The following is a 16,441-nucleotide window of genomic DNA, read 5'->3' on the forward strand; positions in this document are numbered from 1 at the left end:
TTCGATTACTCCTTAATTTTAATATTGTGGGGTATCACCATTTGTACCCGGCTGATCAATTCCTAAACTACTGTATTCATATTGCTGAGGATTTTGACAAATTTTAACAATCAAATCAGCAATGCTGGCACGCGAGACAATTGTACCTTTAAATGGTTCTGACTTCGTGGTTAATTCATAATCAATCTTAGGATTATTATTCATATAGGCAGCTCGAATAATCGTATAGTTAAGAGTTGACTCTTCTATAATTTTGGCAGCCCGCCTCGTATCTTCCATGACTTCATGGCCTACAGAACGTTCTAGCCACTCCCCAAACTTTCCCGGCACTTCGTGATATAGCCCTAAGCCTGTTACATAAATTAATCGTTGAACATTTTGAGCAGTCATTGCTTTAACAATATTAACGGCTAAAGGTTCAAAAACTCCACCTAAATTAGCATAGACCAAGTCTTGCTTAGCAATTGCTGACTCTAATATCTCATAGTCACGGACATCCCCCTCAATTACAGTCTCTCTGTGGACATCAGTAACACTTAGGCGGTGAGCATTCCGCAAATATAGGGTCAAATGTGCATTTGTTTCTGCTAACAGGCGCTGGCGTACTAATTGTGCAATTTGTCCATACGCACCTAAAATCAAAATATTCATGGCTATCCTCCTTTTAATTATAAGCTTATGACTTCGTGTTAACTCGAAGTCAAGGATAATTTAAAGGAATTTTTGTAAATAGTTGGCAAAAGATTCACTAGCAGCAATAGTGCAATTCAGTTTGCCATTGTACCAATCAATTTTATGATTTACGATCTCAAGACTATGCTGTATTTCATTAATTTGATCGAGTGCACGCTGTCGAACATGTTCTAATAGTTGTTTACGGGCGGGAATCGTTTTGTCACCTTGAGCTCGCAACTGCACATATAGGTGCATTTCATTCATGGTCATACCAGTCCCTTTTAAATGCAATAAAAATCCTAGCCAACCAAAATCTTTTTCTGTATAGTAACGACGATTGGCACTGTCACGCTGAAGAATAATTAATCCTTCTTGTTCATAAAAGCGCAACGTATAAGTTGACAGTCCAACCTTTTGTGCAAATTCTCCTATTGTAAAAGTTTGTTTTAATTCAGACTTGGCTGTAAGCGACATGACTTACCCTCCTTTATATATGATTTTACGACTTAGAGTTGACTATAAGGCAAATAGAATATGTAAAATATAATTATAGTTTAATTTTTACCCGTATCTTTAAATAGATATAATATTACTCCTACCTAATACTGCAGTAACTGTACATCATATCAAGAACCTTAAATTGTAGTCGATTTAAATCTATAGTATCAATTCTAAATGAATAAGTGCTTATATTTTAACTTTTCTATTCAATATTTAGTCTTCGTAGATATATGTATACTCAGCAATCGAATGATATAAAGAGCTGAGATATATTTAATTTTACAGTCGCTATTCAATAGTATTTTTGCGAAAATACTAAATTTGACACTTTATATAACGCAGATTCTCTAATTAAACCGAACAGCATTAATCTTAAAAAACCAAAGTAATTCCTTTGCAATGGTAGTTAACTCAACAGCTATGAAAGAAAGATTATTTTGCGAACTATCACTTTATGACTGCGGAGTAATAGCCATTTTACACCATCAAAGCAAAACTCAACAACAAATCGTTGCTGCAGTTGGCGTAGCCAAGTCCACTATTGTACTGAATTACAACGGGTGCAATCTTATGATCCACGCATGGCGCAACAGGATACCGATCAGAAAAGAAAACACAGTGGTCTTAAAACGATGCTAGATGATCTGCTTAAGTAATGGCCGCTAAATTTCAGCTAGTGACAGCTTCAATTTATAACTGCTTGAGTCAGGCTCAATTAGTTTTGGATCTTCGGTACTTGCCAGACCGCAATCAGAGTAAGCAACACAGCTAAGAAAAGCATGGACAATATCAAACTGGTACCACCAGTATTGAACATCAACCAGCAACTGTCAATCAGCATACAGAGCTTGATCATTGAGAAGTAGATACGGCTTTATTCGGTAGTGAACAATGTAAGGCGTGTTTGTTGAACTTTGTGGAATGGCACAGTAAAAAGTATTACGGTGGAGTATGACAAAGAGTTTCCCAGTACCAAAACTTAAAACGGCGCCATAACTTAGTTACTTATTTCTACCATCCTTATTTTCCTTGTAAACAAGGCAGCAATAATACTTTAGCTGCAAGCTAGCTGGTTATTTTCTAAGAAACTGACTTTAATCAAGTGGTAAAAGTAATTAATCTTATCAATAATCGGCAATCGGCCTTTAAAACTACACAAATTATCGTATTTCCATTGAAGTTTTTAGAGCTTGTTCGGATTAAACTTGTAATCTGCAATTAAAAAATCATCTTATAATTATTAGAGTTTAAATAATGATTATAAGATGATTAATTGTAAAAATATTTATTCTTATTAATTGTTTAATATTAATTTACATTATTACAAATTATTAATAAGTGGTAATTATTTTAATTTTTTGCGTAATGTTGCTTCTATTTCTTCTAAAGAGCGATTACGTGTTTCAAATACATATTTGTAAACAAACCATATAGCAACAAAACAAAGTATTCCATATATAATAAATAAACTTCCTGTTCCAAAAAAGTCTAAAAGACTAGGAAAAGTTAAAGAAACAATCATATTTGCGGTCCAATTGATAACACTAGAAAAAGAATTTCCCAAACCTCTTATATTCAAAGGAAATACTTCTCCTATCATTACCCACATTACAGGTCCCCAAGTAGCTGAGAAAAAGGCTATATAAATTGTCAATGCAATAACACAAATAATAGCAGCACTACTAGATTTACCAGAAAATTTCATAGCAAAGCTCATTATAAAAAGAGAAATACCCATACCAACAGCACCAATAGTAAGCATTTTTGTACGATCTACTTTATCCATAATTGCTACAGCGATAGCGGTTACAATAACATTAAATATACCAATACCAATATGCGCTAATAAAGCAGCGGATACTCCAAATCCTACATCTGTAAAAATAGTTGGTGCATAGTATAAAACAGTATTACATCCCATCACTTGTTGAAATACGGCTAAACCAATTCCAATAATCAACGCTGGACGAGCAAACTGGCTAAAAAGTTCTAACCAACCACCACTTTTAATCTTAGCTTGCTCACTAATCTGTTTTAACTCATCGTTAACAGCATTCACATTGCCCTTGTTCATGTTTAATAAAACCTGTTTAGCTTCTTCCATTTTGTTTTCTTTAACCAAAAAACGTGGACTTTCAGGCAAAATTAGCCCACCAAAAAATAATAAAATTGCTGGAATAGCTGCAAAGCCTAGCATCCATCTCCAACCGGTATACATTCCTGAAAAAGTATAATTAGTAATATATGCAAGTAAAATTCCAGTCATAACCATTAGTTGAAACAAGCTCGATATTCCTCCGCGCTTATTTGCCGGTGCTAATTCAGCTAAATAAGTTGGTATTAAAGCGGAGGCGGCGCCTACAGCCATTCCCAAAATCACTCTAAAAATAATAAGAGTCCAAAATTCTGGAGCAAACGCTGAACCAATAGCTCCAATAAAGAATATTATTGAGGATAATAATAATAACTTTTTACGTCCATACTTATCAGAAGAAGGTCCAATTATAGCAGCTCCTAAAATGGCTCCCAGCAAAACCGCACTCACTACCCATCCCTGCTGCCAAGATCCTAAATGTAATTGTTTTTGAATAAATAATATAGCACCTGAAATAACACCAGTATCATAGCCAAAAAGCAACCCACCTAATGCACCAAAAAAGTAAATAAAACCTGTAGAAATTTTTTTCATACTCATGTTCTCCTTAATTATGAAATGTTAAATATTTATGGTAGGTTGGTTTAATATAACAACTAATATAAGTATATTAACACATATTTTTAAAAACAACACTAAAATTGATGCATTAGATCACTATTGATTTTTAGCATTTTATGTTTATAATCATATGTAGGTTGGTTGTATAAACAAACTAATTATAGATAATAAAAAGGAGAAATTGCAATGTCATATTGGAATATTGATAAAATTAATTATATTGGCCCACATAAAAGTTTAAAGTCTACTTCAGGCTTTCAATATTATAATCCCGATGAAGTTATTGGTGGTAAAAAAATGCGTGATTGGTTACGATTTTCAGTAGCCTATTGGCATACATTTGATCAACGTCTAGTCGACCCATTTGGTGATGGCACCGCCATACGTCCGTATGATAAATACAGTGATCCTATGGATCAGGCTTTAGCAAAAGTAGACGCAGCTTTTGAATTTTACGATAAATTAGGTGTAGACTTTTTTGCTTTTCACGATCGTGACTTAGCTCCTGAAGGCGATACCTTAAGGGAAACTAATCAAAATTTAGATAAAGTTGTTGATAAAATTGTTGAATATCAAAAAACTACTGGTATGAAAGTTTTGTGGAACACATCTAATTTGTTTAATAATCCACGTTTTGTAGCTGGAGCAGCCACCTCACCTTATGCTGATATTTTTGCGTATAGTGCTGCTCAATTAAAACATAGCCTAGAAATTGGTAAACGTGTTGGTGCACAAAATTATGTCTTTTGGGGTGGACGTGAAGGTTATGAATCCCTTTGGAATACCGATATGAAGCGAGAACAAGAACACGCCGCTAAATTCTTCCATTTGGCAAAAGACTATGCTAAAGAAATTGGATTTGATGCACAAATGCTTTTAGAACCTAAACCTAAAGAACCAACAACTCATCAATATGATTTTGATGCTGCTACCACAATTGCTTTTATGAAAGAATATAATTTAGATAAAGACTTTAAGTTAAACCTAGAAGGAAACCATGCTAACTTAGCTGGTCACACTTATCAACATGAAATTCGTGTTGCAAGAGATGCTGGTTTATTAGGATCACTCGATGCCAACCAAGGTGATAAGTTAATTGGTTGGGATATTGATGAATACCCATCTAACCTCTATGAAACAGTTGCCGCAATGTATGAAGTAGTCCAACTTGGTCAAATTGGCCCACGTGGTGGCTTGAATTTTGATTCTAAACCAAGACGTTCATCATTTGAACCTAATGATCTCTTTTATGGTCATATTGTAGGAATGGATAGTTTTGCTGCTGGATTAAGAGTAGCTTTAAAATTGAAAGAAGATAAAGTTTTGGAGAATCTTGTCAGTGACCGTTATAGTTCTTACAATAGTGGTATCGGAGCTCAAATTGAGGCCGGAAAAGTCAATTTCAAAGACATGGAAGACTATATTATTGACAAAACCCAAGCAGAATTAAGAGCTGCAACTCATTCTGATCATTTGGAACAAATAAAAGACACAATTAATCACTACATTGTTGAGACTTTAAGTAAATAAAAATAGGTGAATTATGGAAGAATTCGTTTTAGGAGTGGATCTTGGGACTAGTGCGGTAAAAGTTTCGGCCGTTAATAAGTCAGGACAAATTATTGCACAACAAAGTTGCTCTTATCCCTTGTCTCACCCACAAATAGGCTTTAGTGAGCAGGATCCTAATGATTGGGTCCAGGGAACTACTACTGCAATTCAACAACTACTAGAACATGGTCATATACAAGCAGAACAAATAGCTGGTATTAGTTTTTCAGGACAAATGCACGGACTTGTTTTATTAGATCAAAATCAACAAGTTTTACGTCCTGCAATTCTTTGGGATGACACTAGAACTACTATACAATGCCAAGAAATTAAGCAAAAAATGGGAAATGATTTTGTTAAAATCACCCATAATCAGCCCCTAGAAGGTTTTACCTTGCCCAAGTTATTGTGGGTACAAGAAAATGAACCTGATATCTGGCAAAAAGTAAAAACCTTTCTACTTCCAAAAGACTATGTACGCTTTTGTATGACTGGCAAATTAGCAACAGATTTTTCAGATGCTACTGGAACAGTTATGATTGATATACAACAAAAAAATTGGAGTTCAGCAATTTGTCAGGCCTTTGATATACCCTTAAGTATTTGTCCTTCTTTATTATTTGCACATAATTTAGCTGGATATATTAGTGATAAATATGCGCACTTATCGGGTTTAAAAACTAAAACACCAGTATTCGCTGGAGCTGCCGATAATGCCGCTAGTGCCTTAGGTGCTGGAATTTTAGACACTAACACCATTTTGGCTAGTATTGGTACTTCTGGTGTGGTTTTGAAATATGAACCTGAGTCGCATACCAATTATCAAGGAATTTTACAATTTGAAGATCATGCTTTTGACCAAGGCTATTATTCAATGGGTGTCACTTTAGCTGCGGGAGATTCTTTAAATTGGTTTAAAAAGAACTTTTTTCCTCAGCAAAGCTTTAATGATATGGTACAAAGTGCTAATCAAGCACCTATTGGTGCCCACGGTTTGATATATACTCCTTATCTAGTTGGTGAACGCGCACCTTATGCAGATGCTCAAATACGTGGTAGTTTTATTGGACTTGATCGTTCACAAACACGTACTGACTTTGTTCGGGCAGTGTTAGAAGGTATTGTTTTTAGTCTGAAAGATTTAATGCAGATTTATATAGAAAACAATAGTCCTTTTACTCAAGTAATTGCTACAGGCGGTGGGGCTAAAAGTCCGTTATGGCTCCAGATACAAGCAGATATTTTTAATAAGCCAGTCATTAGATTAGCCAATGAGCAAACAGCCAGTCTAGGTGCTGCCATGACCGCAGCTGTTGGATTAGGTTGGTATTCTGATTTTCAAGATTGTAGAAAAACTTTTGTAAAAATAAAAGATACTTACCTGCCTAATTCCGTTAATGTCAAACCTTATCAGCAGCTATACCAAATTTATCACCAGGTTTATTCACAGACACAACAACTAAGTGCAGATTTAATCAAGTTTCGACAACAAAATAATTTATAATTAAAATAGCCCTTGGCATGCCAAGGGCTATTTTTTATGGTAAGTAAATTTCAAATTATAATTATCTAAGTTTAAAACATGATGAATTACTAAAGAACTAGCTCCTAATAAAGTTGCATAAGTAGAATTAGCAATTAAATAAAGTTGCGGTAACATCCCTAATTCGCTGGTTTGTTGTTGGATTGCCGAAAAAACTTCTGGTAATTCTTCTAATAATGGTGAGCTTAAATATATTTCTTCTGGAGCTAAGGAAACGGAGGCGTTGAACAATATCTGAGCAATACCCGCGATAAATTCTTTTAAAACTAATTTCACATCTTGATCTTTATTTTTTTCTAATCTAGTTAAATCTGCTCGCTCTAAGCTAGCATTTTGCTTTAACTGCCGCAAGCGCTCAATAATCGCATCTTCAGAATAAAGATTCTCAGCCTTCATATTGTTGCTAGAAATTATCGTACGTCCAATCTCACCGGCCGCCCCTTGAAAGCCACGATAAATTTGTTGATTTAAAATAATCCCAGCTCCAATACCCTTGTGAATACTAACACACAGAAGATTAGCTTTATTATGCTCATTATTAAAATCATGTTCAAAAATCGCTGCCAAATTAGCCTCATTCTCCAGTAACACTGGAACACCATATTTTTGAGAATAATGACTTTGTAAATTTAAATCCTCCATGTTTAAAAAAGGAGAATTAACTATCTGTGTTTGATCAACAATTCCATGAATTGAAAAAGCAATCCCCAATAATCCATGCAGTGATTGTTCTTTTTGGGCAATCAAGTCGATTTGTTCATCTACCGTTTGTAAAATGTCTTTAATCTGTGTACTTTTATTTTTAATTCTCTGATAATAAAAGTCCTTACTATTTAAATAGTTGGCCATAATGTGCAAGTGCTTATAACCTAAATCAATACTGATGGTATAGCCATATTTTTCATTTAAAGCTACTAAAATAGGTTTCCGGCCGCCACTTTTTGAAGCCTGGCCGATACCAACTTCTTTAAGATAGCCTTGTTGCTCAATTTCATTGTATAAGGCCGTAATTGATGATTTGTTCATCTTCAAATTACGAGCAATATCAATTCTTGAGATAGGCGCATAATTAATAATTTGCTGGAGTACTAAATTTAGATTTTTTTGATGAAATGTCTGCTTTTTGGATAAATCAGCCATATTAACCTCTCAATACAATAATCAGTTAGTTTAATTATACAACTTATTCAGGAGAGAGCAATATTAAGCAAATGAGATTAACAAGCATAATCAAAGGAGCCAATAATTAATGATTTTAAAAAAAGCATTGCATATTAAAGCCTTCTTATCTTATAATTCGCAGTAAATTGAATGGAGGGATTAGTGTGGTAAAAGATAAAATTGTTTTAACTTATTCAGGAGGATTAGACACCTCTGTAGAAATTGCCTGGTTAAAAAATGAAGGTTACGACGTTCTTGCATGCTATATCGATGCTGGTAAGGGTAATGTCATTTGTGAAGGTCGTCAATCGCCAAATTCTCTCTACGATGAAAAACTAGCTACCTATACAGCAGCTGATGAATTCGACCAAGAAGCCGCAGCTGGTTTTATCAAATTATACGGTTTGCCAACACAGGTTTACGCACAAGTCCATCAAAAATTGGCAGGTAATAACCATGTCGACAAATAAACTCTGGGGCGGCCGCTTTGAAGCTAGTGGTTCTCAGGCCATCGATCAATTTGGCGCTTCGATTAGTTTTGATCAGTTAATGGCACAAGAAGATTTGGAAGGTTCTTTAGCACATGTACAAATGTTAAAAGACACCGAAATTATACCCACAGACGATGCTGATCAAATTATTGCTGGCTTGCATCGTCTCCAAAAACAGTTGGCAGCGGGAAAGCTCCATTTTACTAGCACCAATGAAGACATCCACATGAATCTAGAAGCCATTTTAACGGAAGAAATCGGCCCAGTTGCGGGAAAATTACATACAGCCCGCAGCCGCAATGACCAAGTGGCAACAGATTTCCATCTTTATCTCAAAAAGCGCTTGCCCCTGATTATTCAAACACTTAAAGATTTTCAGACAGTGCTTGTCCAAAAAGCTGAACAAAATGTGGAAACTATTATGCCCGGTTATACCCATTTGCAGCATGCACAGCCAATTTCTTATGGGCACTATTTAATGGCCTACTTTTATATGCTGCAAAGAGATGTAGAACGCTTTGAATTCAATCAACAACATACTAACCTCTCACCCTTAGGAGCCGCCGCCTTAGCAGGCACTACCTTTCCAATTGACCGCCAGCAAACAGCAGTGACACTTGGATTCGCACAGCCTTATCCTAATTCTTTAGATGCGGTTTCTGATCGCGATTTTGCGTTAGAATTTTTAAGTAATGCGGCCATCTTAATGGTACATTTATCTCGCATGTGTGAAGAAGTCATTCTCTGGTCTACTTATGAATTCAATTATTTAGAATTGTCTGACCAATACTCCACTGGCAGTTCTATCATGCCCCAAAAAAAGAACCCAGATATGGCCGAATTAATACGTGGCAAGTCTGGGCGTGTATTTGGTAATTTGATGGGTTTATTAACGGTTATGAAATCTCTGCCACTGGCCTACAATAAAGATATGCAAGAAGACAAAGAGGGCACCTTTGACACGGTCAAAACTATCATTCCTTGCTTAAAAATTATGACGGGTATGATTAAAACTGCCACGGTCAAAACTGCGAATATGGAAAAGGCTACAACTAAGGACTTATCTAATGCTACGGAATTAGCAGATTATTTAGCAGTTAAGGGCCTACCCTTTCGCCAAGCACATGCGATTGTTGGCCAGTTAGTTTTAGAAGGAATCAAAACCGGTGTAACCTTACAACAGATTCCCTTAACTAAATACCAAGAAATCATGCCTGAAATTGGTGCCGATGTCTATCAAGACCTGCAAGCTAAAACTGCTGTTGAACGCCGGCAATCTTTAGGCGGTACTAGTTTTGAACAAGTGCGTCAACAAATTCAAAATGCAAAAACAATCTTACAAAAAGATTAAAATTAAAAGCTGCAGCCAAAGTCACATTTGGTTACAGCTTTATTTTTGATATGTGCTTTTCAGTAATTGACCCCACCATTTTACAGTTCGGCGATCAAGAGCAAAAATATTAATTTTTATAATTATTATCTTTGTATAAATGAAAGAAAAATTTTATTTTATCTGGTCGGTAATATGATTGAGTATACTCAACTAATTCATTTTCATCGGTATATCCAAAATATTCACAAAAATAAATTAAGGCATTATTTGAAATATTTAGATATCCTTCAATATTATTTGGGCAATCTTTTACAACCATTTTTTCTTCAAATTGTACAGGGGTTTTATAGACTTTATTCATAAAGTCATATAAAGAACTATTGTTAAAATTCGATCTTTCTGCCCCCTTATACAAAGCAAAAGGTATATTAGCTATTTGAACACATATAGGCTCCTTGTCTGCTAATCTTACGCGACTCAGCCGATAAAATTTGGAAAATTTGGGATAATTTTTAAAAATTAAATCTAACTGTGCATTTCTTTTTATTACATCAAATCTTATTACTTTACTAGATGGTTGCTTTCCTAAAAAAGTGATTTCGCTCGTTAACCCCTTATCTGCATTATTACCAATATCAATTCTTTTATCTCTAACATTCGGACTTATAAACGTTCCTTTTCCTTGTACGCGATATAAAATACCGTCATCAACCAATGAATTAATAGCGTATTTAATAGTCATTCTATTCACACCATAAATTTTCTCCAATTGTCTTTCAGATGGTATAGCTCTATTTTTTTCATACTCACCATTATTTATTTTTTGTAATATAATTTCTTTGATTTGTAAATACATTGGACTATTATAATCTATCAATAAGTTCACCCCGTTATATTCTGGAATCTATAAAGTTCTGGCAAAAAGATGTTCTCACTATATTCAATCATATTGTCTGAATAATCATTTATACACTTAATCATAGGTAATTCTTTTCGACTAGTTTTTAATAATTCAATTTGTATATGATTAATTTTATTAACAATAATTTCTTCATTACAATTTAAAATTTCAAATTTAAAATTATGTTTAAGTAAGTCATGAAATGATAAATTTTCTTTATACAATAAACCAATTCCCTTAACATAGTTCCAGGGAATATATAAATGCTCTATTGTCATAGGATGGTTATTAATAAAACGTAATCTCTGCAGTTCATAAATTTCAGTTGCAATGGGAATTTTTAAAATTACTGCAAGCTTCTTATTAGCTTCTATAACGTTATTTTTGATAACAATTGTTGTTAATACATCATTAGAATCTTTTTTAACAATATTGAATAAAGACTCAAAGTAATTCAAATTTTTAACTATTGGTAAAGTCATATATTAACTCCGTTACTTAATATGTGAATATATATTTGTGTCACTACGATGTATGATAACTCAAAAATAATAAATAGTCTAAAGATGAATTAATATAATAAACTCATCTTCAGACTATTACCTTCTATGAATATATAAATTTAATCTTTCGGAACAGCCAGTATTCCTGAGTACGCACCAAAAATACTAATAATAATTATTACTAATAAAATTATTAAAATATTATATTTTTTCTTCAATAAATGGCTAATATAGAATGTCAATCCCAAAGGTAAAAGACAAGGCATGATACTATTAAGTAAAGATTGTACTGTTTGTGGATGCTTGCCCCCTCCAAAAGTTATAGGTATATTTATTGATACCATTGAAGCAATCATTGCGCCAATAACAGCCATACCTAAAATATTAATAGCATAAGTAATATTATCCATTAAAGACCCGTCAATTTTACTAATAAATTTATTTCCTAAAGAATATCCATACTTTACGCCATAGTAACGAAACAAATAATTAGGTATATTAAATAATAATACAAACAAAACTGGTCCTAACCAATTACCATCTTTAGCTAACGAAATTCCGATTCCTGCTGTAATTATTCGTAAACTTCCCCAAAAAATAGCATCTCCTATGCCAGACAATGGCCCCATAAGCCCTGCCTTCATTGCATTAATAGAATCAGTATCAAAATTAGGATCATATGCATTTCTTTCCTCCATCGCAGTAGAAATGCCTAAAATAATTGGTGAGCAAGCACTTGTACAATTAAAAAATTCTAAATGGCGATGCATGGCTTTTTTTTGATCATCTAACTTAGGATACAATTTTTTTATAATAGGATACATACAATAAGCATAAGCCATTGACATCATTCTTTCATAAGAAAAACTTGCTTCCATGGGCATGGAACGCCAAAATAATTGTCTTATTTCCTTTTTTCCTATTTTTGATTCATTTTTAGAAATCATCTGATACATCTCCATTCTGTTCTGAACCTTCTTGAACAGTACTTAAAATAATATACATGATAGCTCCTAAAGCTCCTCCGATGATAGCAACGCCTATCATATCAAGTTTTAAATATGCATATAAAACAAAACCTATAAAGAAAAATGGTGCAACTTTTTTAGAATATGTCATATTTAATAATTGTGCAAAACCAACTGCTGGCAAAAGTCCAGTAGCAATAGACATTCCATCCATAATTTGTTTAGGTATTATAGCAACTACGTTGCGTACAGCTCCACTACCTAAGTAAAAAGCTCCAGCAATTACTATAGCGCTTAATAATGGTCGTAGCAAAGAAGATAAAATATGCATATTAGCTGCAGTTTTCAATTTCCCTTTATCTACAAAATTATCCGCCAAATGATTTAAAAATGGATTTATAATTACATAAAAAGAATTTTCTATTAATAAGTAAATAGTAGCAATAGGTAATGCAATAGTTAATGCTACATTAGGCCCACTATGCATTTTTAAAGCAAAAGCACATCCAAGTAGTCCACCTGATATGACGTCTGGTGGTATAGAAGCACCTATTTGCATCATGCCCATCCATACCATTTCTAGATATGCACCAATCATAACACCGGATTTAACATCTCCAAATACCATTCCTAGCATAAGACCAGTAACTAATGGACGCCCTATAAAACTAGTACCTGTAAAGTCTTGAAGATATGCAATAAAAGACACAATAAATATTAAAATGGTCTGTAAAATCATTATTGTCACATCCTCTCAATTGCATCATTCATTATAATTTTTTTATCAGTCGGACCTTGCTGAGCAAAAATTTGCACACCCTTTTTACACATTGTACGTATATCAGATTCTTCCTCTTCATTGATATAAATTGAACTACTAATTCTTTTGGATCCGACAGTTTTTTTAGACAATCCTAAATTAAGTTCTTTTATTTTATTACATCCTTGAACTAATCTTTTTGCATCAACAATGTTTTCTACAATAATAAATAAATGGTATTTATCTGTAACATCACTATTTAAAGCTTTTAATGAATCTTCAATATTTTTAAAAATCAATTTGCATCCGTTAGGTTTAGCTAAGCGTAAAGTTGCTTTTCTCATTGCGTCATTTACAACAGAATCATTGGCAATCAAAATACAATCTGCACTAATGAAATTGCTCCATGCAAAAGCTACTTGACCATGTAATAAGCGATAATCAATTCTTGTCATTTTAATCATTATCTTATTTCCTCCTAGCTAAATTTAAAATATGTCATCTTTTGCTTGATTTAAATCTAAATCACTACAGTCCATAATACTATCTTTAGATGCATTTATAGATTGTGAGATAATTTGTTTTATATTTTTATCTTTTGATGAAGTTAGTAAAGTTAATAATAATGAGCTATTCATACCAGTAATGATATATATATTTTTGGTAGATAAATAATTTAATAAATAGTTATTTACACTTCCGCCTAATAAATCGCTTACAAATATAAGCTTGTCTTTATTTAAATCACTATGATTAATAATATTCTGTATTGATTTTTCAAAATCAAAATCATCTATATATGCATCTATGGCCACAATATCATCACGTTTACCTAAGATTACTTCTAGCATACTTTTCATTCCACTAGCTAACTTACCATGACTTACCAAAATGTACTTTATCATAATAAAACTACCCTTCTTGCTATGAATTAATAGAATGTGAAAAATCTTTATTAAATGGATAATTAATTAAATCAATATCTTTAGCATCAGCCAAAATTGATGCCATCAATTGAAAAGGAACAATATAAATAAGCGGTGTTAAATCAATATTTACAGGTGTTGATATCATAAGATCTTTTTTGATATCACTTTCATAAACAGAACTAATGACAAAAACATTATTAGTTATTTTTTTATAAAATTCGATAAACTTTTTCATACGTGGAAGCTCTTTTTCTTCAGATACTATTAAAAATATGTAAAATTCACTATTTAAAGCCATATCAGGTCCATGCATAAATTCTTCCATTTCATATGACTGAATTGGACAACGATAAGATTCTCCCAATTTCATACCGGCTTCTAATGCAGTTGAATAATTCAATCCATATCCTGTAATAACTCCACGTTTCATTCTCAAAAAATCAGAAATATGAGATATACACCATTTGCGTGATTCACTTATTATCTTAGAATAATTCAATAACATATTTCTTATTTCTGAGCATTTACATTCATAATCTCTTAATGACAAATTATTACAAGAAAGAGAAAGCTCTAATGCCCATAAATAAATAGTAAATATTGTTACAATGTATCCCTTTGTCTCTACCATGACATCTTCAGAGCCACAATGTAAATCACAAACAACATCTGCATATTTCACTATTTCGCTATCATTATTTTGTGTTAGAACTAGTGTTTTATAGCCCTTTTCTTGAGCCTCAGCTAATGACATAATGGTAGAGCGACTTGTACCTGTTTGTGAAATTGCTATACACATAATTTCAGATTTATCATATTTTTGATTATTATTTATATTAATATAATTAGTAAATATCGTTGGTATTACAACATCTACTTCAACCTGTAAATATTTTTCTAAATAAAATTTAGCTAAAATTGAAGCATGATGGCTAGTTCCCGAACCTAAAATATAAATTTCTTTTATTGTGTTATTTCTAAAAAATTCAACAATAGGCCTACTTAGTTCTTTTCTATTTTTATATACGTTTGATAACAGGTCTGGCTCTTGATTTATATATTTCTCCAATGTGGTCAGCATTAAAAATCATCCCTTTTAAATTTTTATAAAGTGGTTTATGTTTTCATTTTATAAACCACTTTTATACCACTATAATATGATTGCGTATACATTTTGTCAATAGAAAATTAGTAACAAATAAACTTTTAATAGGAATTCACCTTTTATTTTTACATTTAAAAAACAATACAAAAAAGTTCCCTTTTAAACTTAATATAGCAATTTAAAAAGAGAACTTTATTAAATTAATTTTAAATTAAATATCATTTGTTTTTCAGTAATTGACCCCACCATTTTACTGTTCGGCGATCAAGAGCAAAAACAATAATTGCCCCAATGAAAGTCATAATGTAGGGATGATTAGCAGTAATTACGGGAAAATAATTATCGATAATGAACAGATAAATAATCCCGCCCACAATAATATTAAAATTATAGCGAAATGTTAAAATTGCCAGAGCGATAATTCCTTGAACAATATTTACCAATCTGAATCATCTCCTCGGTCACGATTTTGATATTGCTGATCGCCTTGCCAATAACCGTACATATATCCTTCTTCAAACTGCCCATCAGCACTACGATTATCATCATAATATCCACCTTTGCCGCTTCGCGCTCCGACAATACAATAATAAATTAGCCACAGCATAAATGCGTAAGACCAAAAATCAATGAGAGCATTCCAGTCTGGTGATTGATTCGTAACAGCATCATGACGTTGAACAAAGGTTCGATATTTGTGGATGACCCGCATCAGTTTATGATCATTAGTAATATTTTTTGGCAACAGCCAGTGCAAGTACCAGCGTTGAAAGTTATTGGGAATCCGAGGACTTTTATCATTACTAATAGGTGTAAAAGTAACTAAATTCCGCCCTTGATAACGGTAGACAATCACAAAACTAACTTGCCCACTTATGCGGTCGTTTTGCTTTTCCAGTTGGTCGGCGTGTTTTTGGGCAGCTTCAGCTTCGTCATAGTCATCATAATCTTCATCGTTAATTTCGGGCACTTTAGGCAAGGTGGCTTCGAGCTCGTCTTGTTGATAATCTTCTAAAACGGAATCATTTTGGTAGATTTTTTTTAATTCTTTGGCATTGTAAATATCCCAATTTGATGGTAATCCCTGATATATTCGCACCCAAATTTGCCGTGGGTGCGGCAGCTGCTGCAACTGCTGGTTGAGCTCATGGATTTGTTGGATATCTGCAGTTGTTAGAAGATGTTGTTGGTCATGCACTTGTTGATCAGCATAAACCGGATGAGCGGAAATAACGAACATCAAAAACATTATAATAATAGAACTTAATTTTGTTTTCAAATTCATCACAATCTCTTATTTTAAT

General features: G+C 33.1%; 17 protein-coding genes. 4 read left to right on the forward strand and 13 right to left on the reverse strand.

Annotated elements, in window-relative coordinates:
* Window positions 1–18: 18 nt before the first annotated feature.
* The 3 genes from EQ827_RS01105 to EQ827_RS01115 form a co-directional block, all read right to left on the reverse strand.
* Window positions 19–651, reverse strand: a complete 633-nt coding sequence (locus EQ827_RS01105) for an NAD(P)H-binding protein (RefSeq protein WP_181189131.1) — start codon at window positions 649–651, stop codon at window positions 19–21.
* A 60-nt stretch (window positions 652–711) separates the two neighbouring features.
* Window positions 712–1,149 (reverse strand): MerR family transcriptional regulator, encoded by a 438-nt coding sequence (locus EQ827_RS01110; RefSeq protein WP_181189132.1) that lies wholly within the window; start codon window positions 1,147–1,149, stop codon window positions 712–714.
* Between the two features lie 1,372 nt (window positions 1,150–2,521).
* The gene (locus tag EQ827_RS01115; RefSeq protein WP_181189133.1) at window positions 2,522–3,865 is read right to left on the reverse strand and encodes a sugar porter family MFS transporter; all 1,344 of its coding nucleotides are present in this window, start codon (window positions 3,863–3,865) and stop codon (window positions 2,522–2,524) included.
* A 213-nt stretch (window positions 3,866–4,078) separates the two neighbouring features.
* Here EQ827_RS01115 and xylA point away from each other — a divergent pair, with 213 nt between their 5' ends.
* Together xylA and xylB are read left to right on the forward strand one after the other, a co-directional pair.
* Window positions 4,079–5,422 carry a xylose isomerase gene (gene xylA / locus EQ827_RS01120; protein ID WP_181189134.1) on the forward strand — a complete coding sequence of 448 codons (1,344 nt, stop codon included), beginning with the start codon at window positions 4,079–4,081 and terminating at the stop codon, window positions 5,420–5,422.
* Window positions 5,423–5,435: 13 nt separating this feature from the next.
* Entirely contained in the window at window positions 5,436–6,947 is a 1,512-nt protein-coding gene (gene xylB / locus EQ827_RS01125; protein ID WP_181189135.1) for a xylulokinase, read from the forward strand.
* Between the two features lie 27 nt (window positions 6,948–6,974).
* On the opposite strand, the gene EQ827_RS01130 is transcribed toward xylB, so the two are convergent.
* A complete protein-coding gene (locus tag EQ827_RS01130; protein WP_181189136.1) occupies window positions 6,975–8,126 on the reverse strand; it encodes an ROK family protein in 1,152 nt (383 codons plus the stop codon).
* Window positions 8,127–8,311: 185 nt separating this feature from the next.
* Here EQ827_RS01130 and EQ827_RS09205 point away from each other — a divergent pair, with 185 nt between their 5' ends.
* Window positions 8,312–8,617, forward strand: coding sequence for an argininosuccinate synthase domain-containing protein (locus tag EQ827_RS09205; protein WP_181189137.1), 306 nt, complete (start codon window positions 8,312–8,314; stop codon window positions 8,615–8,617).
* Window positions 8,604–9,989, forward strand: coding sequence for an argininosuccinate lyase (argH, locus tag EQ827_RS01140; protein WP_181189138.1), 1,386 nt, complete (start codon window positions 8,604–8,606; stop codon window positions 9,987–9,989). The genes EQ827_RS09205 and argH overlap by 14 nt, the downstream gene beginning before the upstream one ends.
* A gap of 109 nt (window positions 9,990–10,098) precedes the next feature.
* On the opposite strand, the gene EQ827_RS01145 is transcribed toward argH, so the two are convergent.
* The 9 genes from EQ827_RS01145 to EQ827_RS01185 form a co-directional block, all read right to left on the reverse strand.
* The gene (locus EQ827_RS01145; RefSeq protein WP_181189139.1) at window positions 10,099–10,848 is read right to left on the reverse strand and encodes a GntR family transcriptional regulator; all 750 of its coding nucleotides are present in this window, start codon (window positions 10,846–10,848) and stop codon (window positions 10,099–10,101) included.
* 5 nt (window positions 10,849–10,853) lie between these two features.
* A complete protein-coding gene (locus tag EQ827_RS01150; RefSeq protein WP_181189140.1) occupies window positions 10,854–11,354 on the reverse strand; it encodes a UTRA domain-containing protein in 501 nt (166 codons plus the stop codon).
* A 140-nt stretch (window positions 11,355–11,494) separates the two neighbouring features.
* A complete protein-coding gene (locus EQ827_RS01155) occupies window positions 11,495–12,322 on the reverse strand; it encodes a PTS system mannose/fructose/sorbose family transporter subunit IID (RefSeq protein WP_181189141.1) in 828 nt (275 codons plus the stop codon).
* A complete protein-coding gene (locus tag EQ827_RS01160; RefSeq protein WP_181189142.1) occupies window positions 12,312–13,082 on the reverse strand; it encodes a PTS mannose/fructose/sorbose/N-acetylgalactosamine transporter subunit IIC in 771 nt (256 codons plus the stop codon). The genes EQ827_RS01155 and EQ827_RS01160 overlap by 11 nt, the downstream gene beginning before the upstream one ends.
* A 5-nt stretch (window positions 13,083–13,087) precedes the next feature.
* Window positions 13,088–13,567: a PTS sugar transporter subunit IIB gene (locus EQ827_RS01165; protein WP_181189143.1), complete on the reverse strand. Its 480-nt coding sequence runs from the start codon at window positions 13,565–13,567 to the stop codon at window positions 13,088–13,090.
* Window positions 13,568–13,591: 24 nt separating this feature from the next.
* Window positions 13,592–14,008 (reverse strand): PTS sugar transporter subunit IIA, encoded by a 417-nt coding sequence (locus tag EQ827_RS01170; protein WP_181189144.1) that lies wholly within the window; start codon window positions 14,006–14,008, stop codon window positions 13,592–13,594.
* Between the two features lie 19 nt (window positions 14,009–14,027).
* Window positions 14,028–15,113: an SIS domain-containing protein gene (locus EQ827_RS01175; protein ID WP_181189145.1), complete on the reverse strand. Its 1,086-nt coding sequence runs from the start codon at window positions 15,111–15,113 to the stop codon at window positions 14,028–14,030.
* A gap of 242 nt (window positions 15,114–15,355) precedes the next feature.
* Complete coding sequence (locus tag EQ827_RS01180) at window positions 15,356–15,580, reverse strand: hypothetical protein (protein ID WP_181189146.1); 225 nt, start codon at window positions 15,578–15,580, stop codon at window positions 15,356–15,358.
* Window positions 15,574–16,422, reverse strand: a complete 849-nt coding sequence (locus tag EQ827_RS01185) for a hypothetical protein (protein ID WP_181189147.1) — start codon at window positions 16,420–16,422, stop codon at window positions 15,574–15,576. The genes EQ827_RS01180 and EQ827_RS01185 overlap by 7 nt, the downstream gene beginning before the upstream one ends.
* Between the last annotated feature and the right edge of the window lie 19 nt (window positions 16,423–16,441).

Source organism: Bombilactobacillus bombi (genome assembly GCF_013607485.1).
In the GTDB taxonomy this organism is placed as follows: domain Bacteria; phylum Bacillota; class Bacilli; order Lactobacillales; family Lactobacillaceae; genus Bombilactobacillus; species Bombilactobacillus bombi_A.

Excerpts from the sequence above, each read along its gene's own strand:
- EQ827_RS01105 (WP_181189131.1), bottom strand. The coding sequence starts at position 651 with ATGAATATTTTGATTTTAGGTGCGTATGGACAAATTGCACAATTAGTA.
- EQ827_RS01110 (WP_181189132.1), bottom strand. The coding sequence starts at position 1,149 with ATGTCGCTTACAGCCAAGTCTGAATTAAAACAAACTTTTACAATAGGA.
- EQ827_RS01115 (WP_181189133.1), bottom strand. The coding sequence starts at position 3,865 with ATGAAAAAAATTTCTACAGGTTTTATTTACTTTTTTGGTGCATTAGGT.
- xylA (WP_181189134.1), top strand. The coding sequence starts at position 4,079 with ATGTCATATTGGAATATTGATAAAATTAATTATATTGGCCCACATAAA.
- xylB (WP_181189135.1), top strand. The coding sequence starts at position 5,436 with ATGGAAGAATTCGTTTTAGGAGTGGATCTTGGGACTAGTGCGGTAAAA.
- EQ827_RS01130 (WP_181189136.1), bottom strand. The coding sequence starts at position 8,126 with ATGGCTGATTTATCCAAAAAGCAGACATTTCATCAAAAAAATCTAAAT.
- argH (WP_181189138.1), top strand. The coding sequence starts at position 8,604 with ATGTCGACAAATAAACTCTGGGGCGGCCGCTTTGAAGCTAGTGGTTCT.
- EQ827_RS01150 (WP_181189140.1), bottom strand. The coding sequence starts at position 11,354 with ATGACTTTACCAATAGTTAAAAATTTGAATTACTTTGAGTCTTTATTC.
- EQ827_RS01155 (WP_181189141.1), bottom strand. The coding sequence starts at position 12,322 with ATGATTTCTAAAAATGAATCAAAAATAGGAAAAAAGGAAATAAGACAA.
- EQ827_RS01160 (WP_181189142.1), bottom strand. The coding sequence starts at position 13,082 with ATGATTTTACAGACCATTTTAATATTTATTGTGTCTTTTATTGCATAT.
- EQ827_RS01165 (WP_181189143.1), bottom strand. The coding sequence starts at position 13,567 with ATGATTAAAATGACAAGAATTGATTATCGCTTATTACATGGTCAAGTA.
- EQ827_RS01170 (WP_181189144.1), bottom strand. The coding sequence starts at position 14,008 with ATGATAAAGTACATTTTGGTAAGTCATGGTAAGTTAGCTAGTGGAATG.
- EQ827_RS01175 (WP_181189145.1), bottom strand. The coding sequence starts at position 15,113 with ATGCTGACCACATTGGAGAAATATATAAATCAAGAGCCAGACCTGTTA.
- EQ827_RS01185 (WP_181189147.1), bottom strand. The coding sequence starts at position 16,422 with ATGAATTTGAAAACAAAATTAAGTTCTATTATTATAATGTTTTTGATG.